18 protein-coding genes and 1 pseudogene are annotated in these 22,722 nt (G+C 47.5%); 16 read left to right on the top strand and 3 right to left on the bottom strand.

Translation table 11 applies throughout. The features are described 5' to 3' along the window. Positions 1-151: 151 nt before the first annotated feature. The 8 genes from AC6EJC_RS05480 to AC6EJC_RS05445 all read left to right on the top strand — a co-directional run bounded on the left by AC6EJC_RS05480 (position 152) and on the right by AC6EJC_RS05445 (position 9,083). Positions 152-541, top strand: coding sequence for a GntR family transcriptional regulator (locus AC6EJC_RS05480; RefSeq protein WP_444953087.1), 390 nt, complete (start codon positions 152-154; stop codon positions 539-541). Then, positions 534-1,436: an ABC transporter ATP-binding protein gene (locus tag AC6EJC_RS05475; RefSeq protein ID WP_444953086.1), complete on the top strand. Its 903-nt coding sequence runs from the start codon at positions 534-536 to the stop codon at positions 1,434-1,436. Before AC6EJC_RS05480 ends, AC6EJC_RS05475 begins: the two co-directional genes overlap by 8 nt. Next, a complete protein-coding gene (locus AC6EJC_RS05470; RefSeq protein ID WP_444953085.1) occupies positions 1,411-3,507 on the top strand; it encodes a multidrug ABC transporter permease in 2,097 nt (698 codons plus the stop codon). The genes AC6EJC_RS05475 and AC6EJC_RS05470 overlap by 26 nt, the downstream gene beginning before the upstream one ends. 220 nt (positions 3,508-3,727) lie before the next feature. Beyond that, positions 3,728-4,492, top strand: a complete 765-nt coding sequence (locus AC6EJC_RS05465; RefSeq protein WP_444953084.1) for a class I SAM-dependent methyltransferase — start codon at positions 3,728-3,730, stop codon at positions 4,490-4,492. Positions 4,493-4,759: 267 nt separating this feature from the next. Then, entirely contained in the window at positions 4,760-6,214 is a 1,455-nt protein-coding gene (locus tag AC6EJC_RS05460) for a PstS family phosphate ABC transporter substrate-binding protein (RefSeq protein WP_444953083.1), read from the top strand. 148 nt (positions 6,215-6,362) lie between these two features. Further along, positions 6,363-7,655 carry a WD40/YVTN/BNR-like repeat-containing protein gene (locus tag AC6EJC_RS05455; RefSeq protein ID WP_444953082.1) on the top strand — a complete coding sequence of 431 codons (1,293 nt, stop codon included), beginning with the start codon at positions 6,363-6,365 and terminating at the stop codon, positions 7,653-7,655. A 13-nt stretch (positions 7,656-7,668) separates the two neighbouring features. After that, entirely contained in the window at positions 7,669-8,532 is an 864-nt protein-coding gene (locus AC6EJC_RS05450; protein ID WP_444953081.1) for an aldo/keto reductase, read from the top strand. Positions 8,533-8,546: 14 nt separating this feature from the next. Continuing rightward, positions 8,547-9,083 carry a mismatch-specific DNA-glycosylase gene (locus AC6EJC_RS05445; protein WP_444953080.1) on the top strand — a complete coding sequence of 179 codons (537 nt, stop codon included), beginning with the start codon at positions 8,547-8,549 and terminating at the stop codon, positions 9,081-9,083. 99 nt (positions 9,084-9,182) lie between these two features. Here the strand turns inward: AC6EJC_RS05445 and ald are convergent, their stop codons facing one another. Further along, on the bottom strand, positions 9,183-10,313 hold the full coding sequence (gene ald, locus AC6EJC_RS05440) for an alanine dehydrogenase (RefSeq protein ID WP_444953079.1): 1,131 nt from the start codon (positions 10,311-10,313) through the stop codon (positions 9,183-9,185). Between the two features lie 417 nt (positions 10,314-10,730). On the opposite strand from ald, the gene AC6EJC_RS05435 reads away from it, so the two are divergent. From AC6EJC_RS05435 to AC6EJC_RS05405, 7 genes are all read left to right on the top strand, one after another. Then, on the top strand, positions 10,731-12,395 hold the full coding sequence (locus AC6EJC_RS05435) for a PucR family transcriptional regulator (RefSeq protein WP_444953078.1): 1,665 nt from the start codon (positions 10,731-10,733) through the stop codon (positions 12,393-12,395). Positions 12,396-12,496: 101 nt separating this feature from the next. Next, complete coding sequence (locus tag AC6EJC_RS05430) at positions 12,497-14,020, top strand: copper amine oxidase N-terminal domain-containing protein (RefSeq protein ID WP_444953077.1); 1,524 nt, start codon at positions 12,497-12,499, stop codon at positions 14,018-14,020. A gap of 305 nt (positions 14,021-14,325) precedes the next feature. Further along, the gene (locus AC6EJC_RS05425; protein ID WP_444953076.1) at positions 14,326-15,621 is read left to right on the top strand and encodes a galactokinase; all 1,296 of its coding nucleotides are present in this window, start codon (positions 14,326-14,328) and stop codon (positions 15,619-15,621) included. A 136-nt stretch (positions 15,622-15,757) separates the two neighbouring features. After that, positions 15,758-16,675, top strand: a complete 918-nt coding sequence (locus tag AC6EJC_RS05420) for a PD-(D/E)XK nuclease family protein (protein WP_444953075.1) — start codon at positions 15,758-15,760, stop codon at positions 16,673-16,675. A gap of 166 nt (positions 16,676-16,841) precedes the next feature. Then, positions 16,842-17,501, top strand: a complete 660-nt coding sequence (locus AC6EJC_RS05415) for an SGNH/GDSL hydrolase family protein (protein WP_444953074.1) — start codon at positions 16,842-16,844, stop codon at positions 17,499-17,501. 142 nt (positions 17,502-17,643) lie between these two features. After that, complete coding sequence (locus AC6EJC_RS05410; protein WP_444953073.1) at positions 17,644-18,984, top strand: hemolysin family protein; 1,341 nt, start codon at positions 17,644-17,646, stop codon at positions 18,982-18,984. Between the two features lie 262 nt (positions 18,985-19,246). Beyond that, positions 19,247-20,518, top strand: a complete 1,272-nt coding sequence (locus AC6EJC_RS05405; protein WP_444953072.1) for a methyl-accepting chemotaxis protein — start codon at positions 19,247-19,249, stop codon at positions 20,516-20,518. A 93-nt stretch (positions 20,519-20,611) separates the two neighbouring features. Here AC6EJC_RS05405 and AC6EJC_RS05400 read toward each other — a convergent pair whose 3' ends face one another. Next, complete coding sequence (locus tag AC6EJC_RS05400; RefSeq protein ID WP_025723740.1) at positions 20,612-20,824, bottom strand: hypothetical protein; 213 nt, start codon at positions 20,822-20,824, stop codon at positions 20,612-20,614. A 140-nt stretch (positions 20,825-20,964) separates the two neighbouring features. Here AC6EJC_RS05400 and AC6EJC_RS05395 point away from each other — a divergent pair, with 140 nt between their 5' ends. Next, positions 20,965-21,747, top strand: coding sequence for a YwaF family protein (locus AC6EJC_RS05395; protein ID WP_444953071.1), 783 nt, complete (start codon positions 20,965-20,967; stop codon positions 21,745-21,747). A 111-nt stretch (positions 21,748-21,858) separates the two neighbouring features. Here AC6EJC_RS05395 and AC6EJC_RS05390 read toward each other — a convergent pair. Continuing rightward, a pseudogene (locus AC6EJC_RS05390) lies at positions 21,859-22,534 on the bottom strand (SDR family oxidoreductase). Positions 22,535-22,722: the final 188 nt, after the last annotated feature.

The raw sequence follows: 22,722 nt of genomic DNA, 5'->3' as shown, positions 1-22,722 counted from the left end.
AGCCGTGATGCATGATGCATCACGGCTATTTTTGTAATAAACATCCAAAGAAAGATTGACAAACTGTTCTAACTGTACTATTAATGATAGTACAGTTAGAACAGTTGACATATACAAATGAATTTGAGCCAGTGTTGAAAGGAGGAAGTCCATGTTCGAGCTGGATATCCGCAGCCGCAAGCCGATCTACGAACAGCTTATCGAGAAGGTGAAGGAAATGATCATGTATGGATCACTTCAGCCAGATGAGCAGTTGCCTTCTGTACGGGTATTGTCCGCTCAGCTAACGGTGAATCCGAATACGATTCAGAAGGCGTATCGCGAGCTGGAACGCGAAGGATATATCTATTCCGTTCAGGGCAAAGGCAGCTTTGTCACGCCTACCCGACAGCAGCCTCAACAAATAAAGCGGGATGAGATTCGGGCGGCATTGTTAAAACAGATGATCGAAGCCGTCCATTTCGGTTTTACACAGCAGGAAGTGGACGATATATACGTGGAAGCTATGCAAACAAAGGAAAGGGGGATGTCCCTTGATTGAGTTAAGGGAAGTCACAAAGACATTTACAGAAGAAAAGGCTGTCGATCAGCTCGCCCTTACGGTGAAGAAGGGCTCCATTTTTGGACTGCTGGGCTCGAACGGGGCAGGGAAAACGACACTGCTCAAAATCATTGCCGGGATTTACCGACCGGATACTGGCAAGGTGTTAATCGGTGGACAGCCGGTGTATGAGCAGCCGGAAGTCAAGCAGCGCATTTTGTTTCTGCCGGATACTCCCTATTTTTTCCCGCAAGCGACAATTCGTCAGATGGCCCGGTTTTACCGCTCCATTTATCCAAGTTGGAGTGAGGAACGCTACATACAGCTTACAGACATTTTCAAGCTTGACCCGAAGCGTAAACTTCACCGTTTTTCCAAAGGAATGAAGCGTCAAGCCGCTTTTTTGCTTGCCTTGAGCTGCATGCCTGAACTGCTGGTTTTGGATGAGCCCATTGATGGTCTGGACCCGGTAATGCGTAGAATGATCAAAAATCTCTTGTTCCAAGAAACCGCTGCACGTGAGATGACCGTCGTGATCTCATCTCATAATTTGCGTGAGATTGAAGACATGTGTGATCATGTCGGCATTATGCACCAAGGACGGATGCTGTTGGAAAAAGAGGTCGACGATCTCAAGTCCGACACGCATAAGGTACAAGTTGCCTTTCGGGACAGCATGCATGAGGAAGCCGTGTGTGGACAACTTTCGGTTGTACATAAGGAGCGGAGAGGCAGTGTTCTGCTGCTTATTATCCGGGGTGAGCGAGAGCGGATTGCAGAGACGATTGAAGCGTATGAGCCGCATGTGTTCGATTTGCTGCCGCTGACGCTTGAAGAAATTTTCATTTATGAAATGGAGGACGCAGGTTATGACATCCAACCGATTCTTCTGTAGCGGCGGCGTAATTCGCCAAAGTCTGAGACAGCATGGCTGGATCGGTCTATTGTACTTGGCGGGATTACTGTTTACAGTACCGCTGCCATTGTTTATGAGCATTGGTGATGAACAACCTCGAGTGGTTTTAAAAAGCTTATTCGATAGTACAAACTCAGGTAATGAATTGCAAAAATTAATTTTAGTGACCGTACCGGTGCTGGCAGGTGTGATGCTGCTTCGTTTTATTCAGAGACAGGGGCCATCCGATTTGTATCATAGCCTACCTTTGCGTAGAGAGCATCTATTAACGGCACATTTGATTAGCGGTCTTATTCTTTTACTTGTACCTGTATGGCTGACTGCGGGAGTAACTGCCTGGGTTAACACGTCAGTCGAACTGCCTTATATTTTTCATATCCATGATATTGGTTCATGGGCACTGGTCGTATCCGTCCTTACGATTTTCTTTTTTACCTTTACCGTGTTTGTAGGTATTTGTGTGGGACAATCGTTGCTACAGACCGTAGTAGTGTATGTTTTATTGCTATTGCCTCAGTTTCTATTCATGATGATGGGGCGTTTTCTGGAGCGTAATTTATACGGATATGTGCGGGTGCAAGAAACCATTGTCCAATATATTAACGGTTCGGAGTTTCGCAGCAATAATAATATTTGGGAAAACTTATCGCCGTTTGTACGCATTATGGACAACTTGCCGAATCGCGCCTTTTCTTACATGGAGCTACTTGCCTATATAGGTATCTCCCTGCTGTTTGTCGCCTCGAGTTATGGTTTGTATCGTAAACGCTTGGTCGAGAAGGCGACTCAGGCAATGGCTTTCTCTTTCTTTCAACCTTTGTTCAAGGCAGGGGTTATACTATGCGCTATGCTTGTACTAGGCGATTATTTTTATAATGCAGGTACAAGAGGAGCTAATTGGTCGATTTTTGGGTATGCACTTGGAGCTATTTTAGGCTATATCATTGTAGAGATGGTCATCCGCAAAACGTGGCAAATTGTGCGCGTTCGCGCTTTGATAGAAATGGTCGTTTACGGTGTGATCATGGGGCTAGTACTATATATCCCGATTTCAGGTTGGTTGGGTTATGAGGGACGGATTCCAACAGCACACTCCGTAGAAAAAGTTTATGTGGGGCAAGAGGAGCCTTTAGGGGGAGATGCAGAAAAAGAAGCTTATTACTCCCAAGACAGGGCCTATATCGCCTCTGTGCTGAATTTACATCGTGAACTCGTACGTGCACATGCAGCTGGCGAGAAATCGTTGTCCAAAAACCTGGCCGTTGAAAGGGCAGTCATAGTCTACCGTTTGGATGATGGTTCCACCATGACTAGGCGTTATACATTCCCAGAAAAGCCTTTCAGGACAGAACTGACTAAGGTGATGGAAGCAGAGCCTTATAAAACGGTAAGATACGAGCTGGATAAGCTGCAAGGAAAAGCAGAGACGATTAATATCCAATCCATAGATGATAATGAAAGACGAGTGGTTTTGACCAATCCCAAAGAAACTCGTGAATTTGAAGATATACTCAGAGAAGAAGTATTAAATATGAGTTATAGCGAAATGCAATCACATCGATATCCTCTGGGGAATGTTTCTATTACAAATAAAGAGTCATCCTCTACCAATAAAGAACCGAGCTGGAAGCGTGAAATTTCATTTAGTTGGCCGGCCTCATATCACAAGCTTACAGGTTGGCTAGAGCAAAAGGGGTATGCGGATAAGGTGATCATTGATTCCAAGGATATTTTCTCAATACGGGCTGTTCCTATTATTTCTCAGGAAATGGAGCCTTATCAACCCAATCAATATATTGAAGACTATAAGCTATTTAGAAGTATTCAACAAAAGCACAAAGCAATAACGATTGAAGATCCAAAGCTCTGGAGCACTGTACTGGAAAAGCGTAGATCTTATAACCTTACTCCTAATATGGTGAAGGGCACATACCTGTTTCAGGTTAAAATCAAACCTTTATTTAGTTCAGATCCCCACACAGGCTATTACCTTTTAACTCCAAACGACATCACACCGGAGCTTGCAAAGGCTTTACCAGCAGTTCCCTAAGTCCTTACGAGGGACTCAATCTGGTTTGGATGGCATATGGACGGAGGTAGATGAACATGGAATGGTTCCGACACGACATATAACAACTTCACCGACGGGCAAGAGCTCCTCCGCATTGGGCTGACGTAAATAGAGGTATAGAGAGACAGAATGTAGAACCTTGATGTCAGAAAAGTGACAACAACAATGTTTAGCTCAATGCAGGGAGGAGCAACAAGATATGAAACATACAGAAGATCGTGAGTTTCTACAGCTACTAAAGCACCATGAAGAGTCTTTTTCCGGATGGGATTTCTCATTTATCTCGGATACGGGACGAGTGGCGAGCGAGCCTTTGGACTGGTCTTATGTCAGCAAGGCTTTGGCGTTGATCCATTTATCCAAGGCGATGCTGGATATGGGTACAGGCGGGGGAGAGCTATTATCCCGGCTACGCCCTTATCCAGAAATCGTATGTGCGACAGAAGCGTATGCACCAAACGTTCCTATTGCCAAGGAAAGGTTGGAGCCGCTGGGCGTGCGCGTTATGGCTATCCATGATGACGATTCCCTTCCGTTTGGCGATGCCGGGTTCGATCTCGTGCTGAATAAGCATGAATCATTTTCGCCAGCGGAGGTACGACGTATTTTGCGTACAGGCGGGACGTTTTTGACTCAACAGGTGGGGGGCCTGGATTGTGCGGGCATTAACGACCGCTTGCGAGCGCCTTATAGCGAGTATGCGGACTGGAGTCTTTCTCAAGCGGTTACAGGTTTGAAAAGCAATGGCTTTGAAATCGTGGAGCAGCAGGAACAGTTTCCGATACAACGGTTTTACGATATTGGAGCACTTGTCTACTACTTAAAAGCAATTGAATGGCAGATTGCAGACTTTCAGCCAGAGAAATATATAGAACAGCTGTATGGTCTGTATTTGGATATCCAACGTGATGGGTATTGGGACGTGAAGCAGCACCGTTTTTTAATCCATGCCAGAGCAATATAAAGATTCGATACAAAAAAGGCCTTTCCCGTGGGAGAGGCCTTTTTTTGTCATATGCAGCTTGAGCGCCTCCTCGTTCGGAATATGCTGTAAGGAATGCCATAGATCATCGTGTGCTTTTCGGAGCAATGCAACATCAGATGTATTATTCGGGTGATCGGATAAGGACATTTTTACCCTCCTCTCGTATACTAATCTTTACCATAATTGTACAATGAAGAAGCAATGGCTTACAGTCTCATTTCATTCATAAGATATAGGGGGATGTACATGTCTGATCCAAAGGGAGTTATAACCAAGCCGGAACAGGATGAGTCTGTGCGGATAGCATGGTTTTGGCCATGGCTGGGCGGTACGTTTATGTTTGGATTGTTTTCAGTCATGTTTAATGTAGTTTGGAGTATGGTTGTGGCACCCCAAGTACAGCTTCTGCTGAGGCATGAAGGTGTGACGGATACAACTGTAATTGTAATAATGCTGCTATATGCATGGATTGTCGGTCTGATTTTTGCAGCTTATGGTGCCTTGAGTGCGCGTATTTCCAGCATGCGCAAGCTTCCGTTGATGCTGACCGGGCTATTATCATTATTATGCGGGCTGTGGTTGTGGCTTGTAGGACTACAAGGATCTGGCGGTCAACCTGCTGAGGTATGGGGAGGGTCGTGGGAGCTCTTCTCACTCTATCACGCTTGGGCGGAACCTGTGCTGGAGGTATTGGAGCCATATACACAGCATGGTGAAATCTGGTTTCTACTGGCTGCACTGCTGCCGATAGCTGGCATGGTAGTAGGTGTTGGGGTAGATCGTTATCCAGTGGTGACCGACAAGAACGGAAAGGTGGATCGTAGATGGCAATGGGTTGTTGCCGCGATATCTGCTGCGCTCGTCATTGTGCTGACGATTACACTGATGCTTCCTCAACGTCCGTACATCGCGGAGAGGGATTTTCCGGTAGTCGACGGGGCTACAGCGGCCATCCCGTTCGCGCAGGATATGCTGCATGAATTGACCGGAATGAGCAAGGCGCGCGCGGCGCACGAACTGAGATTCAACACGACACATCAGGCATATGTCAATTTGATCGAAAAGAAGGCGGATCTGATTCTGGTGGCCGGTCCATCCGATGAGGAACTGCGTCTGGCAAAAAGCCGGGGAATACAAATGAAGCTCACCCCCATTGGGCGGGATGCGTTTATTTTTCTCGTTCATCAAGGCAATCCGGTTGACGGACTTTCTTCGGAGCAGGTTCGCCGCATATATGAAGGGTCTATTCACAATTGGAATGAAGTAGGGGGCAAGGATCAGCCGATCATTGCTTATCAGCGAGAAGAAAATTCAGGAAGTCAGACGTATATGCAAAAGAAAGTGATGGCAGGCCATGACATGGCTGAACCGCCTCGGGAACGCCGAATTGGCATTATGGGTGGTATGATTAATGCAGTCGCAGATTTTAACAAGGATCACAACGCGCTCGGATATTCATTTTATTATTTTGCAAATGTGATGCATAATCGTCAAGAGGTCAAATTTTTGACTATCGATGGAGTGGAGCCGAACAAAGAGCACATTCGTTCAAAACAATATCCATTCACAGCTCAACTGTTTGTGGTCACACGGGAAGGCGAGAAACCAAGCCCTTCGATGCAACGATTACTCGAATGGCTGCAAAGCGAAGAAGGAACCCGGGCCATCGAAAAGGGCGGCTTTGTTCCTGTAAACTCGTAATCCTGTAACGAGGGTTCGGATACAGTCCACTCCATATTTTCACCGCAAGAGTGAAGTGAAGACAGCAGGGTAATACATAGAATATGCTTTGCTGTGAATACAATACCCGCGCAGCATGTATATCACCAACATAAGGGGATGAACGAAAATGAAGAAAAGAACATCGGTCTGGGTGCTTTTGCTCGCCGTAGCCATGATGACAGCGGGGTGTGAAACAGGCTCACAAACAGGACAAACGGCTCAGAATGAGCAAAAGGATTCCGCATCGGCACAAGCGAATGGTTCGGGAACGACTGTAGATACACCGGAACAGCAGACTGCTTCTAATGGAAAAAATGGTACATCCCCGTCCAGCACTGGCAATGCATCGAAGACGGGAGACCAAGCAACCACAGACGCTACTATAGCGAAGGTTCGCATGGACAATATTACCGCGCTGCGTTTGATCGACGGCCAATCCGGCTGGATCGGCGGAAATGGCTGGATTGCCCGAACGGACGCAGCTACATCCAGTTCAGTCGGATCGGCGTGGAATGTGCAATACCAGGGCCAAGGTACGGTTCAGCAGATTTTTGCCTTGAACGGGCAGCAGGCCTGGGCTGTTATGGCAGATAGCGGGTCGCTGCTGGCCACTCGCGATGGCGGCAAACGCTGGGAGGCTGTCGGGACTGTGCCTGAGCAAGGACAAGCGGGCTTTTTACACTTTGTATCATCCAAGGAAGGATTCAGTGGCAACCAATATACGAAGGACGGCGGGCAAAGCTGGTCTTCGCTCCCCGTGCCTGACCACACGGTAGGGCAGCCATATTATCATGATCGGCAAAACGGCTGGGCGGTAACTCAGAACACAGACGGCTCGTTCCAGATTTTACACACCGTTAACGGGGGCCAAAAGTGGACCACTGTCATGTCACGGACAACCGAGGCTCCTCTAAACGGGGCAATTATCCGTTCGGTAGAACGTGGCAATGCATGGATCGAGCTGGTTGGAGATACGGGGATGAATCAGACGTCGTATTCGCTTTGGCATACTGCCGATAGTGGACAAAGCTGGCGTGCTGTGCTGGCGAATGCCACCGCTGGCGGCGGCCCGGCACCTGGTATTAGTCAGCAAGACAACCAGGTTCCCAAAAATGAAGGGGCGGCACCAGGTATGCTCTATGCGGTTAACAGCAGTACCGCATGGATGGGCGGCTACTGCGCACCGTGCGACAAGCCCAATACGATCGGCTGGACGACTGACGGTGGCAAGACGTGGAACAATGGCAAGCAAGGCTTTGACGGTTATGGCGATCAGCAAATCGGGATGGCAAATGCCAAGGAAGGCTGGGCTATTTTCTCGGATTCAGAGCAGGCACCAGTCATGTATACCACCTCGGATGGTGGTCAGCATTGGACGCAGAGTCATGTATTTGACAAGCCTGTGGCATCAGGCTCCTAAGGAGGGAATGCATATGAGCCAACATAAGAAAAGTGTGATTACATGGACTGACGGTCGTGAAGTACCGCTAATCGGGCAGGGCACGTGGCATATGGGTGAAAAAGCGTCACTCCGGCAGGAAGAGGTGCGTGCGCTTCAACTTGGCTTGGAGCTAGGCATGACACTGGTGGACACGGCTGAAATGTATGCGGAGGGCGGCGCGGAAGAGATTGTCGGGGAGGCCATTCGGGGCCGCCGGGGTGATGTGTATCTCGTCAGCAAGGCTTATCCTTATCATGCGGACCGCCAAGGACTGGCTCAAGCGTGCGAAGCGAGCCTAACCCGAATGGGAACGGAGTACATGGACATGTATCTGTTGCATTGGCGCGGGAATATTCCGCTGGAAGAGACGATACAAGGCATGGAAAAACTGCGTGAGCAGGGCAAAATCCGTAACTGGGGAGTGTCTAATCTGGACAAGTCCGACATGGAGGAGCTATGGAGCCTGAGTGGAGGCGAGGCCTGCGCTGTCAACCAAGTGCTGTATCACGCGGCTTCGAGAGGCATCGAATATGATCTGCTTCCTTGGAGCCGCACGCATGGGGTGCCAGTGATGGCCTATTGCCCGATTGCACAAGGTGGACGCCTGCGACGGGGGCTGCTGGAGCATCCCGTTATGGTAGACATTGCTGCCAGCCATGGGGTAACTCCATCCCAAATTGCGCTCGCGTGGGTCATACGGGACAGTAATGTCTGGGCAATCCCCAAGGCGGTACAAGAATCGCATGTACGAGAAAATGCATTGGCAGCAAGTATTCGGCTCACCCCTGAACAACTTCAACAAATAGACGAAGCTTTTCCTCCGCCAACGCGGAAGCAGCCGCTGGATATCGTTTGAGGAGGGAGGGGCCCATGACAGAGCGAGAGACAGAACTGCACGAGGTAGATGATCATCTCGACTATGGATTATCCGTTGTATTTATCGGCTTTAATCCCAGCTTGAAATCAGGCGAGGTAGGACATCATTATGCGAATCCGCGCAACCGCTTTTGGCGCATACTGGAGGGAGCGGGCTTAACGCCTCGCTTGTACGATCCATCGGAAGATCGGGAGCTGCTGAAGCTAGGGTTCGGTTTTACGAACATTGTTTCCCGCCCCACAAGGGGAGTGGAGGACATTGCACGCGAGGAATACGCCGAAGGACGTCTGAAACTGTATGCGAAGCTAAAGGAATACCGCCCGAAGGTTGCTTGCTTTGTCGGCAAAGGCGTGTACACCGAATACAGTAAAAAATCCAAAGTAGATTGGGGATTTCAGCCTGAACCGCTAATCCCCGAGATGCATGAATTTGTGGCACCTTCGTCTAGCGGACTGGTGCGCATGTCGCTGGAAGAAATCACAGATATTTATCGCCGTCTCCAAACGTTTCTTTCGTCAGAAGCCGTCTGAAATGCGGTAAGTATGGTGGACACAGCTAGCTCAAAAAGAACCACACACTTTAATCCCTGCTGGGAAGAGTGTGAGGTTCTTTTTGAGCTGCTTCTATTTTTATTGAAGGGCTTTCGCCTGCCATGCCTGTTCCACGGGAACATAAGGATATCCCAGATCACGGGCGACCGCTTCGTAGGTAATATGTCCGTTTAGGACATTCGCTCCGCTAAGCAGCGGCTTGCTTTTGCGAAGCGCCTCCTGCACACCCAGATCCGCGAGCTGGAGAGCAAAGGGGAGCGTCGCGTTCGTCAGGGCCAGCGTCGAGGTTTGCGGTACCGCGCCCGGCATGTTCGCTACCGCATAGTGAATGACGCCATGCTTTACATAGGTCGGCTGATCGTGTGTCGTGATGTGGTCAATCGTCTCGACAATGCCACCTTGGTCGATGGCGACATCCACGATCACAGAACCTGGCTGCATCGTCTGTACCATGGCTTCCGTTACGAGCCGCGGGGCTTTGGCACCGGTGATCAGGACAGCACCGATCAGCAAATCACTTTGCGCCACGGCTTCAGCGATGTTGGACGGGGTGGACACCAGCGTATGGAGCTGATTGCCAAAAATATCGTCCAGTTGGCGCAACCGTTGCAGGCTCAGGTCGATCAGTGTCACATCTGCGCCAAGACCGATGGCGACCTTGGCAGCGTTTGTGCCGACCACCCCTCCGCCAATAATGGTCACTTTACCGCGTTTGACCCCCGGCACACCTGCCAGCAGGATGCCTTTGCCGCCCTTTGGTTTTTCCAGCAGTTGTGCTCCAATTTGTACAGCCATGCGACCTGCAACCTCGCTCATCGGAGTAAGCAGCGGGAGGCTTCCGTCAACATCTAGCGTCTCATAGGAAATGGCGGCTACGCCGTTGTCTGTTAAAGCCCGGGCCAGTGCTGGCTCGGCAGCCAGATGCAGATAGGTGAACAAAATCAATCCTGGTCGAAAATACCCGTATTCTGTAGGGAGCGGCTCTTTTACCTTGATAATCAGATCCGCCTGGGACCACACATCCGCAGCTTGCTGCACAAGGGTCGCACCCGCAGTGGCATAATCTCCATCCGTAAAGCCGCTTTCAACACCTGCATGGCTTTCCACAAACACGTGATGTCCGTGTTGAATCATTTGAGCTGCACCCGCAGGCGTCAGAGCGACACGATTTTCATTGTTTTTAATCTCTTTCGGAATCCCAATTTTCATTTCGTTCACCTCTCCTAAAAATAATTGTTATCCAACGAATCCACTTCATAATACCTTCAGTAGCTTTAATAAAGAGTACATATAGATCAAAATGGTTTGAATTGTCTATATGTAGTATACATTTCGTAGGTTTAATCATTTATGAAATGGATTCAACGGCAAATGATTATTCTTTAGGGCAGCTACGCTGCTGTGTTAGTGCTTGTTGGTCATGTTATCATTTTTGTGCAGCCTGCCGATTAGTTATATGGACTCAAGCTGATAAATGCAATTCATGTTAGATTAGGTACAGTTTACAAGGGGAGAAGCTCCTTGACATCATACATTTTGTCGGATTATCTGACTTAAAGGCTCGACTTTTTGATGAATATATGTCATATAAAATGACACAAAGACATATACATAAGGAGAATGCCGATGAACGGTAAAAAGACATTTACCATTGCGGATGTGCTGGAACGTCCCGTTTTCCGGCGGGCGAAGCTGGCGGCGGGGGAACAGGGCGTAAATCGCCGTGTGGGTTGGGTCCATGTGCTAGAAATCACAAATGTTTCCCCGTTTGTGAGCCGTCATGACCTGATTTTGACGACCGGCCTGTGGCTAACCCGGAAGGGGGAAGAGCGCACCGAGTATATGGAGCAGCTGATCCGCTCGGAAGCCGCGGGATTGTGTGTGGAGCTGGGCACGAGTATTCATGAGATCCCCCCGGAAATTCTGGAGTTGGCAGAACGACATCATTTCCCGGTCATCGTATTTGAGCAGCCTGTGCGTTTTGTTGAAATTACACAAGATATTCATTCCCTACTTATTAACCGACATCATGAACTACTAAAAGATCTGGAGCGATTTTCACGTCAGCTTCAGCAGGAAACCCTGCGCAGCACTGATATGAACGCCCTCATGCGTGTGCTTCATGACTATGCTGCCCGGCAGGTCATCTACATGTCTTCCATTGACACCAATCGATTCGTACCTTCCGTCCAGCCGGATTTGGCGGACCGTATTGCAGATTTTTATGCCAATGAAGTGGAATCTAGTATGACTGCCGACCGGGAGGGACACCTGCTGTTTCACCTGAATGAATCCACTGCCGTCTTGTTTCAGCCCGTTGTATGCTTCGGTCAGGTGTTTTCTGCTGTAGGTTTGGTGCTGCATAGTGAAATGCCGACGGAAGAACTGTCGCTGCTCCTCGATTACACAGCCAAGGCAGCCGCTACATTGGTGCTGAGAACACAGTTTCTTGAAGATCGATTGCTACGTAATCAAAATGAACTGATTCAGGATGTATTGAACGGACAGCTTCCCAGTGAAGAACAGGCCCAGACCCGGATGGGACTGCGATTGTTATCGAAGGGGCAGTATTTATTTTGGGCAGGGGTCATCGAGGTGGAACATCAGGACAAGGACGCCAGTCAGGTGCGTAAGGAATCCATCAATCAGGATGTGTTAGTGCTGCTTCGTTCTTTGTTAAAAAAAGAAACGTTGCACAATCTGCTGATGATGAAAGGGAGTCAATGTTACATCCTTTGTGCCAAGGAGGAATTAACACTGCGTTCCGCCGCGCAAATGAAAAAAGTGCTTGCCCATACGGTCCAATATATTCAGAACTATGCCGCAGGACAGCTTGATAAGGTACGCATTCATGCAGGCTTTGGTAAAGTAAGGCATCGTATGACGGGGACGGACCGCAGTTTTGAAGAGGCATATCAGGTCATTGAAGTGGCACGAAGCGTCCCAGTCATGAAAGATCGGCTATTTTACGACAGCATCGGAATCTATCAGTTGTTGAAGGCGGTGCCCCGCATCCCTTTTCTACAAGAGTTTGTACAGGACCATTTGGGCGGGCTGATTGCGCATGATCGTGAGCACCATATGCAGCTTCTGGATACGCTGGATGCCTACTTTCAATGCCATGGCTCCAAGCGTGATACCGCCGGGATTTTGTACATTCACAGACAGACCCTTTATAATCGGCTGGATAAAATTAATGAAATCGTAGAGGGAAATTTGGCAGACCCTGACAAACGTCGCTGTCTGGAGATGGCACTACTGGCTTACCGGATGCTTCAGGCTGAAAATTGATCCTAAATAACTAGTTCTATTTTCCATTCTACTCATTTACAATGCGTGTTAACACTGAGATAATAGAAGAGAGTACGGAAATATCTTGAAAGGGGATTAATATGAATATAAAAAAATGGATCGCTGTCCCTCTTATTCTGTTAATGATAGCTTTGACAGGTTGCCAGGCAGTAGGCGGATTTGATGTAAGTAAAAGTCTATTGGGAACACTTGATGTGAAATCCCAGCAGTCCACGGAGAAGATCTCTCTTAAATTGACTCCAAGAGAAGGAATCACGCAAGGAGATAAAGAAATCATAGATTTGATTAATTCGATTTCGGTCACTGTGGATGAAGCCAAGGTACAATCGGAGGAACTTGCTTCCGCCAAGGGTACATTGCACATCGATAAGTATAATTTGCCGTTTGAACTTGCTTTAGACCGTCAAGGTTTGGCTATTCAACTGGAAGGTGCCAAAAAACCTTATTACATATCTTTGAACTCGCAAGAGAGTTTGAACGGTCTGCCTGCTGGATTTGATCCGTATGTATATTCCAAAGACGTGAGAGAACTGACGAAAACAGCCGCTGCACTTATGCTCAAGCATGCGCCTAACCCTTCGACCATTTCTGCAACGTCTGTAACCGAGGAAGTATACGGTGAAAAAGACAAAGTGAAACTGACCCATCTGCATGCTGAACTTCGTGGTGATGAGCTGGTAACATTGGTAAAACCGTTCCTGGCGAATCTGGCCAAGGACGAAGCAGGCTTGAAAGAGCTGATCGGGCAAGCCATTGATATGACTAAAACTATCGCTTCCGGCATGAATATTGAAGGTAGTGATAAAGTAACAGCGGAACTGAGTGCCAACAAAGAAAAAATGGTTAATGAGGCTTACACCGAAGTTAAAAAGTATTTGGATCTGGCTGTTGATCAGTATGATGTAGGAGTTAGCACCATGTATGCACAGTCCCCTGAAATCAAAACGGTTCTGAGTGCTAACACTGTGCTGAAAAGCGACATGTATTTTGATGAAAAAGGAAATGTTCGCAAAGCTGCGACAGACCTGACGGTTGCTTTGCCAGATGTGGACGGTCTTCCGGTGAAGTCCTTCACAATTCTGACCGAGACTCAATCATGGAACGTCAATGGTAGTGTGACGGCTGACAAAGTGGATATTTCTAACGGCGTTATTGACTTGAATAAACAAGCTGAATTAACACCGGGAGCGACGCTGCGCAATTTTGAAGCGAATTCTCCGATCTACAACATTTTAAAAAATGATTTGGAAATTACAAAAGTAGAAACAACCTTCGATCCTAAAGACGATTACTACGTCTTGGAGAATCGTGGAGGTACGGCCTTCATCCCACTGCGTGAACTGACGAGCGAACTGAACTCCGAATTAAAATGGGATGCAGCTGCCAAACAAACTACTGTAATTGATGATATTACTGGTAAGACAATTAAGCTGAAAAGTGGCTCCAAGCAGGCTGTACTGGAAGGAAGCGCATTGACGCTGCCACAAGCTCCATATACGGATGAATATGGCACATTGTACGTTCCTTTCAAACCAGTTGCCGAGGCGCTTGGCGCCACTGTAACTCGTAACAATGCTGGGGAATATGTACTGAAACGCGACTAAGAAGAGATTTAATATACCTGTCCTCAGACTGTATGGTTAGTACATGGAATGAATCAGGTATAAACACAGGAACCGGCCCGATCAGGAGCCGGTTCTTTTTTAGTTATATTGGTAAAGTGCTCAGAAAAGCTATTTAAATAAGCGCTTACAGATTAAAATAGTGCCATACTTTTATACAGAGAAAATTGAGATAATGATAGTGTCATTCTAGCGTGGCAAAAAGGAGGTGCGAAAATCCTATGAGAAGTGCCATACATATGCTGCCGGGCGGCGGTGGAAATCACATACAACTAGGGGGATAGACGATGAAAGATATGGAACTATTGAATTCTAGCGAGGGACAAATGGTGCTTGCCCGAATGTACGGTCAACAGCAAACTTCCGAGCAAATGACTCGATATCAATCACTTATAAAGGCGTATCGGGAGCATTTTGGTGTAGGGGACATTGAACTGTTTAGTGCTCCGGGGCGATGCGAAATTGGAGGAAATCATACAGACCACAATCACGGGAAGGTGCTGGCAGGCAGTATTACACTTGATACCATCGCTGTAGCTACTAAAGTGGAGGAGTCCGTAATTACATTTTTTTCTGAAGGCTACAAAACGAAATACGTCATTGATTTAACCGACTTGTCGCCAAAACCGGAGGATGACGGTACGATGTTGCTGGTCCGTGGTATTGTCGCTGGTCTACTTGAATTCGGATACCGCATCGGAGGATTCCAAGCTTATATATCAAGTAATGTGTTCTCTGCTTCAGGATTAAGCTCTTCCGCTTCTTTTGAAATGTTGATATGTACGATATTAAGTCATTTTTATAACGAGGGAGCGTTAGATGCTGTCTCTAAATCCAAAATCGGCCAGTACGCGGAAAATGGCTATTGGAACAAGCCGTCGGGCCTGCTCGACCAAATGGCTTGTGCATACGGGGGATTGATTGCCATCGACTTTGAAAACCCCAAGGAACCGATCGTAAATCCAATACATTGGAATTTTCAACAAAACGGATATTCCCTAGTTATCGTAAATACAGACGGAGATCATGCTGATTTAACGGACGATTACGCGGCGGTGCCCAACGAAATGTTTGCAGTGGCTCAGTCTTTAGACGCTTCGGTTTGCCGTGACTTATTGCCAGAGGATCTATATGCCAACCTTAAAATGGTCAGGGAAAAAGCAGGAGACCGTGCAGTGCTGCGGGCGTTGCATTTTTTTGAAGAAAATAGACGTGTGGATGAACAGGTGAAATCACTGGAGGAGGGGCGCTTTACTGATTTCCTGAGGCTCGTTACCGAATCTGGTAATTCCTCATGGAAATGGCTTCAAAACGTATATAGAAGTGGGATTGCCCGGGAACAAGACGTATCGGTTGCACTGGCTTTAACGGAAATGTATTTAAAATCAATAGATAACAGCGCATGCAGGGTACATGGTGGTGGCTTCGCTGGAGTCATCTTGACGATTCTTCCCAATGATCAGGTTGATGATTATAAGGCGTGGATCAGCGGAATGCTGGGAACTCCAGTACTCGTTGTCAACGTCCGTGAGTACGGTGCCGTTAATGTTAGTGATTTGATAAATGCTGAACGGAATCATTGAGAGTTTGCTAACTAATCAGGTGAAGACTTTAACCAATTAACCAATTGGTTAAAGTCTTTCGTCCTTTTTAAGGCCGATACTGCCCAGATTTGCGTTATAATAGAGAGATGGTAGTTCTAATGAAGGAGGGCCTGTCATGGCTATATACCCGTCCTGGTCCTATTCACAATCGAGGGCCCAAACGTTCGACGAATGCTTACGCAAATACTATTATCATTATTACGGCTCGCATAACGGTTGGAATTCGGCACAGGGCACTGAAGAGCAAGTTACGTTGTATCGGCTCAAGCAACTGAGCAACCTATATATTTTATTCGGGAATATTACGCACCAAATGTGTGAATCGGTCATACGCGGATGGATGGAAAAAGGTGCTATCCCGCGCACAGCATACCTGGAAACTGCTATGAAGAATATGCTGAATGACAGCTACAAGGAATCGTTACACCGTGAGCTATGGCTGCAAGATCCGAAAAATCGTGTCATGCTGGCAGAGATTTATTACGACGACGAGGTGCTTCCGGAACGGATCGCCCGGATTAAGGAGCGACAGCACGCAGTGGTGCACAATTTGTACCGTACCGCGGTTTGGCGTGAGCTGCAACAGGGTGAGGCCCGAATTGTCGAAGTGGAGAAGTGGGATACGATGCTGCTTCACGAGACGAAAGTATATGTCAAAATGGACCTGCTCTACCGTAGAGACAACGGAGACATGGTCATCGTAGATTGGAAAACAGGCAAGGAAGGCGATTTCTCCGACCAATTATTTTTATATGCTTCCTATGTGCAGGAGCACTATCAGCTTCCATTGGAGAAGATCGAGGTGCGTGTGGAATATTTGATGACAGGAGAGCATGAAGTATATCGTCCCACATCAGAGGATATTGACAAGGTAGTTGGCAATGTAGGTCGATACATCGAGGAAATGAAGTCCTGTCTCGATGACGATTATTATAATCGACCCAAGCCCGAATCTTTCTTCACTCCGATGCCTTCACGCAGAGCGTGCGGAGGCTGTAATTTTCGTGAGGTGTGTAAGTACCGAGCGGTGTGAAATGACTTGATCGCCTTTGCCCCCGGATTCCTACCATAATTAAAGCTAGTGAATCCGGCCATATGGCAAATCTGACATTCTTCTATATTGAAACCGCTTTCCAACTTAGAGAATGCGAGGTATGATAAGGGTATTATTGGAAAAGGCGAAGGGGGAAGTTAGGAAGATGACGAGTACAGAGCATGCACGTATTCTTTTTCAGGGGGATTCCATAACAGACGGAGGACGAGGACGGAATGAGGACGCGAACCATTGGCTGGGTCAGAGCTATGTGTATCTGATCGCAGGTGCACTGGGGAGCCGTTTGACTGCTACGCAGCCAGAATTTGTGAACCGGGGAATTTCGGGGGATCGGGTTTCGGATTTGTATGCACGCTGGAATGAGGACACGTTTAGCCTGAAGCCGGATCTGCTCAGTATTCTAATCGGAGTGAACGATGCCTGGCGGATCGTGGAGCAGGAGCCGTCCGGGGTGACGGACCGATTTGAACGAGCCTATCGCCACCTTCTGGAAGAAACGCGTGAAGTGATGCCCGATATCGGGCTGGTGCTGTGTGAGCCGTTTATTTTGAAAACGGGAGCTACCGAGGCGCGATGGGACATTTGGCAAGAAAAAATAACGGGGTACCAGCGTGTTGTGCGTCAGCTAGCAGACGAATTTGGAGCCGTATTTGTGCCGCTCCAAAGCATGCTGAACGAAGCCGCTACGAAGGCGGACGCCTCCTATTGGCTGCATGACGGGGTTCATCCGACAGCGGTTGGGCACCAGTTGATAGCTGATCAATGGATAGATATCGTGCAAAAGAGTCCGCTGGCAATTTGCTAACAGGGTCATACATAGTCTACTCTTTGTCATTTTTGGGTAATACACGATTATGGACATCATTACTTATGTTATGGTTCCATCCAAAAATGAATGTCATAAGGGGGTGCTTCTTGCTTCGTCATAAACGGAGCAAGAGAAGGCTATGGAAACGATAAATATCATTCTAGTTATTTTACTTATCGCATTAACTGCTTTTTTTGTGGCCTCGGAGTATTCCATTATTCGTGTACGGGTATCTCGCATCAATCAACTGGCCTCTGAAGGCAACAAAAATGCGAGAGCCGTCAAAAACATTCTGTCTCGCCTGGATGAGTATTTATCCGCTTGTCAGCTCGGAACCACATTAACCTCAATGGCGCTAGGCTGGTTAGGGGAATCTACAGTTGAAAAGCTGCTACACCCCCTGTTTGTGTTGGCACATATTCCGGCTGGTCTGACGGGAGTGCTCTCCTTTTTGTTGGCTTTTCTGATTTTGACCTATTTCGAGGTGGTCATCGGGGAGCTGGTACCCAAAACATTCGCCATACAGATTGCTGAGCCGATGGCTTTGTTTTTTGCCCGTCCAATTACGATATTCTATAAAATGACGTATCCCCTGAATTGGGTACTCAGTCGTTCTTCGCGTGTCATTACGGGTCTCTTCGGGCTGAAAAAGGTATCTGAAGAAGATGCAGCACTCAGTGAAGCTGAGCTTCGTTTGGCGTTATCTGAAGGCTTTCGTAGTGGTGAAATTACACCAACAGAATATCGATACCTGAACAATGTATTTGATTTTGACGACCGTGCGGCGCAGGAAATTATGGTACCACGCATCCACATCCGATCCATCTCTCACCAGGCAACGGTGGCCGAGTTTATGGAGCTGATCGAGGACAAGGTCTATAATTTTCTACCTGTAGCTGAACATGGCGACCGGGATCGTATTATCGGGATGATTCGCGTCAAGGAAGCCCTGCATGATTTGGCTCGTGGGCACAGCACAGCGAATACGACGATGGCTTCTTATATTCACCCGGTGCTTCAGGTTATTGAGACGGTTCAGGCTCGGGATCTGCTGATTCAGATGCAAAAACGACGTATTCCTGTAGCGGTGCTGGTGGACGAATATGGTGGAACGTCTGGACTTGTCACACTGGAGGACATTATGGAGGAGATTGTTGGTGACATTCCTTCGTATACCGATACCGAAACCCCCGCAGCGTTAACTCCACTCATTACAAAAACAGATGATCATCGTTACATACTCAAATCACAGGCGCTCATTCATGAGGTCAATCGGCGCTTGGAGACGGATATTGAGGCCGGGGACGTATATACGATTGGCGGCTGGATGCTTTCAGAGCGTTTTGATATCCAGCAAGGAGAGAAGCTGACCATCGGTTTGTGGGAGTTTACCGTACTGGAAAAAAACGGTCACCAAATAGACACAATTGAAGCGATTAAGAAAACAGTCGTTGAACAGGAAAATGACAATGATTTTTAATAATGGAAAATGACGTTGTCGAGCAATAGATCACTTAAAATGTGACAAATGACCTGTAAAGTAAGTAGCAGCGCGATTCGTCCATTTTATAATGCAAGCTGCTGCCTGATAACATGTTGTTTTTTTCGTTAGGGCTGGGGTCTTATGTCTCTATATCTTTATGCTCATGAATATAGCTGTCTGTGAAAAATACTACTAGAATTGTAGCAATTTTATGGTAAAATGGAATCAAATTTAAGTTTTTTGGGGTGGGCTACAGTACATGAAGATGTCACTAGGTACGAAAATGGTTACTGCATTTGTTGCAATTTCCGCAATAACCTATGGAACAAGCGCTTTTTTTATTTTTGTACTCAAGGACTGGCTTGCTCAAGGTGCACAAGAATGGGTGTACACTTCGATCATTCTCTTATTGGGTGTCCTGTGGAGTGGCATTTTGGGCTGGTTGATCTCAAAATTACTCACACGGCCAATTGTTAGGTTGGCAAAGGCGGCAGAAGAAGCTTCGGCGGGGAACCTGTCTGTTGTGATTCCTGAACGTCGTTCGGAGGATGAAATCAAAGTGTTGTATGATGCATTTCGGCATATGATGCTGAACATTAAAGATATGTTCAACGAGATATCGTACAGCACCAGAACAACTTCGCAAAGTGCGGAAAATCTAAGCTTGGCTATAGTACAGGCTACGACACAAATTGAGTCCATGTCTTCGGTGGTAGAAGATATTTTGGATGGCGTGGAGCAGCAAAAACAAGCATCTGCCCAATCTATTAAAACAGCAGATCGAATGCTGGGCGATTTTAAAATGATGCGTAGCAAATCGGGGCATATGCTGGAACTGTCAGGCCATATGGAGCATTCAGTAGATTCGACGCAGACTGTATTTTCATCCCTTATGGATGGAATGGGAGAGTTGACAGCTTCACATGGTCGTTCGCAACAGGTTATTGCACGATTGGAAAAGGAAGCTTCCCAAATTGAAGCGATTACAAGCACCGTGAAGGATATTGCCGAACAGACCCATCTGCTGGCGTTGAATGCTTCCATAGAAGCGGCGCGTGCAGGAGAAGAAGGGAACGGGTTTGCTGTAGTGGCTCACCAAATTCGCGCACTTGCCGCCCAAAGTACGGAGTCTGTGCAGCAAATTAATGCCATCGTTAGCCGTGTGCAATCGCAAATCGTAGAGACCGTGCAGTTGATGCATCAGCAAACGGCGTTGGTCAGTGCTGAGGCGGAACGGACAAGCTCTGTGGATCAGACGCTGAACCGTTTGAACGCCATTGTACGTGAATTTGTCGAGAGCATCCGTTCGATGGAAGAAGCCGTGACAGAGCAGACGAATCGGGTGGATCAAACCTTTGAGCAGATCCATCGTATTCAGCAAATGTCAAGGGCTTTCTCTGAAGGTGCTCACAAAATTTATACAGCTGCTCATGAGGAGACGGCTATTATGCAGGAAATTTCGTCTTCTTCCGAGGATTTGAAAGTGCTTACGAATAAACTCATGATGAAAACACGTGGAATGCAACTATAACAGAAACCATCATGTGAGGCATGATATATACAAACAAAATATAGCCGCTATACACCGGAAAACGCAGCAAAATGGTTCCCCGGTGTGTAGTGGCTATTTTTTAATTTCAAAAAACTCACATTGTTTTCTGGGGTGGTAAGCCAGATCACTGACGCTGGATTGCACGACAATGGTTTGATCGTCAAAACGGATTATGATTCCGCCAGAGCCAATCAATTGGTCATCCTGAAATACCCGGACACGAAGATGACGTTCCAGTGCCTCGCTGAAATCCTGATCTGTAATTAATCGGCGATTAATGGCCATGAGGGTTCTCCTTTGAATATAATATCTTTTATCATAAAGGTAAGGTATGGAACAAGCAAGAAACACGGCTAGAACATAATCGGCTAGTGGGTATAAAATAGAATGCAACGAAGAGAGAAAGAGATCAAAGGGGGCTAGCTATGGATAGGTCGTGGTCAGGGCCTTGGTTCGATGCCAACGCGCCAGAAGGGTTCGAGGCTTTTACTCCGTCACATGGGTTGGCTATATTGGGACTCATTGTATGCGCTTTGATGCTGTGGCTGACTCGGGGATGGATTCGGTCGAACAAGCCTATAAGCGAGGGAATTCGCTGGTTGTTAATTACGGTCCTCATTCTGTCAGAAGTGACTCTGAATATATGGTATGTGACGCAGCATATTTGGGATGTTCAGACGTCATTGCCGCTGGAACTGTGCAGTGTGACACTGCTGTTGTCTATCCTGATGCTCATTTTTCGAAGTCGCTGGTTATATCCGATCATCCTTTTTGCCGGAATTGGGGGAGCGCTTCAAGCAGTACTCACGCCTAATTTGGCATACGCATTTCCGCATTATCGTTTTATCCAATTTTTCATAGCTCATAGTGCTATTATTCTGGCAGCCTTGTATATGACCTGGATAGAAAGACTCCGACCGACGTGGAAGAGTGTGGGAGGAGTGATGCTTTTTCTGAATGGCCTGGCGCTGATGGTGTGGATCGTAGACGATGCTCTCGGAGCTAACTACATGTTTCTGGCTGGAAAGCCGTCGACACCGTCGATATTGGATGTTTTGGGGCCATATCCTCTTTATATTCTGGCAGAAGAGGCCATTGCACTGCTGTTCTTTTCTCTTCTAATGCTGTTGTTCGAGGTGCTGCCAGGAGGCAGGCTGTATGCCCGCTTTCACAAAGGAGCTGTGCATGGCGCTGACAGGTCATCATAAAGCCGTTGTAAAGCCATCCAAGCAGCCTTTTCCACAAGTATTGACCAGGGATAAGGCTGCTTGGATGGCCTAAACAGTAGTTTGCATGGGTACAACGATCCCATTCTATACTTAACGCAGCAGTGATTCTGCTCCGTCTACATAGATTTCCGTACCCGATACATGAGATGATTCGTCTGAGGCGAGAAACAGGACCAGATTGGCCACCTGCTCTGGCTCACCGGGAGCATCCTCCAGCGGGTACTCTCCGCCCTTCGGAAATTCGACTGGAATTTGTACCTTCTTCAAGTCTTCCGAAGGGTAAGTGTTATCATCAATCTCTGTGTCGATGACTCCGGGACATATCGCGTTGACCCGAATTTTGTAACGTGCCAGCTCCAGCGCTGCCATTTTCATAAAAGCAACCTGAGCCGCCTTGGTGGAGGCGTAGGCTGAGAACCCAATACCCGAAAAGGTTCGGTTACCGTTGATGGAACTGGTTATGATAATGCTGCCGCCGTGTTCTTTTAGATAAGGGATAGCATATATCCAGCTTTCCGTACGTTTCCACGACTTTAGCGAACCCCTGCTGAATCATGTCTGGCTTGGAAATATCACATTCCAGCACAAGCGCTTCACCGCCAGCCTGCTCAATGATGGCTTTGGTCTCCTCTGCATGCTCGGGTGTCCGATCCAGCATGACCACCTTGGCGCCTTGTTCTGCAAAACGGATCGCGGTCGCTTTGCCGATTCCTGAACCTCCACCACTAACCACAGCTATCTTTCCTTGCAATCGCTGCTCTGCCATTGACTATTCCTCCCATTCCGTTCATAAGCTAAACCTGACTCGTTATTCCAATACCTCTGTTCGTTGATGGTGAAACAGTAGCAGCTATATTTCATTGAATTTGCGAAATATGGTAACATAGGCGGAACCAGCAGGAACATACAGCAAAAACATGTAGCAGGAACAAGTATCGGAGAAGACGCGAGTGA

This window comes from Paenibacillus sp. TY11, assembly GCF_059772165.1.
Note: the sequence above shows the minus strand (reverse complement) of the source record. Positions and strands in the feature narration are given on the sequence as shown.

Bases quoted from the DNA above. Each gene is read 5' to 3' on its own strand.
- AC6EJC_RS05420 (WP_444953075.1), top strand. From the start codon at position 15,758: ATGGCTATATACCCGTCCTGGTCCTATTCACAATCGAGGGCCCAAACG.
- AC6EJC_RS05445 (WP_444953080.1), top strand. From the start codon at position 8,547: ATGACAGAGCGAGAGACAGAACTGCACGAGGTAGATGATCATCTCGAC.
- AC6EJC_RS05400 (WP_025723740.1), bottom strand. From the start codon at position 20,824: ATGGCCATTAATCGCCGATTAATTACAGATCAGGATTTCAGCGAGGCA.
- AC6EJC_RS05470 (WP_444953085.1), top strand. From the start codon at position 1,411: ATGACATCCAACCGATTCTTCTGTAGCGGCGGCGTAATTCGCCAAAGT.
- AC6EJC_RS05450 (WP_444953081.1), top strand. From the start codon at position 7,669: ATGAGCCAACATAAGAAAAGTGTGATTACATGGACTGACGGTCGTGAA.
- AC6EJC_RS05425 (WP_444953076.1), top strand. From the start codon at position 14,326: ATGAAAGATATGGAACTATTGAATTCTAGCGAGGGACAAATGGTGCTT.
- AC6EJC_RS05480 (WP_444953087.1), top strand. From the start codon at position 152: ATGTTCGAGCTGGATATCCGCAGCCGCAAGCCGATCTACGAACAGCTT.
- AC6EJC_RS05460 (WP_444953083.1), top strand. From the start codon at position 4,760: ATGTCTGATCCAAAGGGAGTTATAACCAAGCCGGAACAGGATGAGTCT.
- AC6EJC_RS05465 (WP_444953084.1), top strand. From the start codon at position 3,728: ATGAAACATACAGAAGATCGTGAGTTTCTACAGCTACTAAAGCACCAT.
- AC6EJC_RS05435 (WP_444953078.1), top strand. From the start codon at position 10,731: ATGAACGGTAAAAAGACATTTACCATTGCGGATGTGCTGGAACGTCCC.
- AC6EJC_RS05395 (WP_444953071.1), top strand. From the start codon at position 20,965: ATGGATAGGTCGTGGTCAGGGCCTTGGTTCGATGCCAACGCGCCAGAA.
- AC6EJC_RS05430 (WP_444953077.1), top strand. From the start codon at position 12,497: ATGAATATAAAAAAATGGATCGCTGTCCCTCTTATTCTGTTAATGATA.
- ald (WP_444953079.1), bottom strand. From the start codon at position 10,313: ATGAAAATTGGGATTCCGAAAGAGATTAAAAACAATGAAAATCGTGTC.
- AC6EJC_RS05405 (WP_444953072.1), top strand. From the start codon at position 19,247: ATGAAGATGTCACTAGGTACGAAAATGGTTACTGCATTTGTTGCAATT.
- AC6EJC_RS05410 (WP_444953073.1), top strand. From the start codon at position 17,644: ATGGAAACGATAAATATCATTCTAGTTATTTTACTTATCGCATTAACT.
- AC6EJC_RS05455 (WP_444953082.1), top strand. From the start codon at position 6,363: ATGAAGAAAAGAACATCGGTCTGGGTGCTTTTGCTCGCCGTAGCCATG.
- AC6EJC_RS05415 (WP_444953074.1), top strand. From the start codon at position 16,842: ATGACGAGTACAGAGCATGCACGTATTCTTTTTCAGGGGGATTCCATA.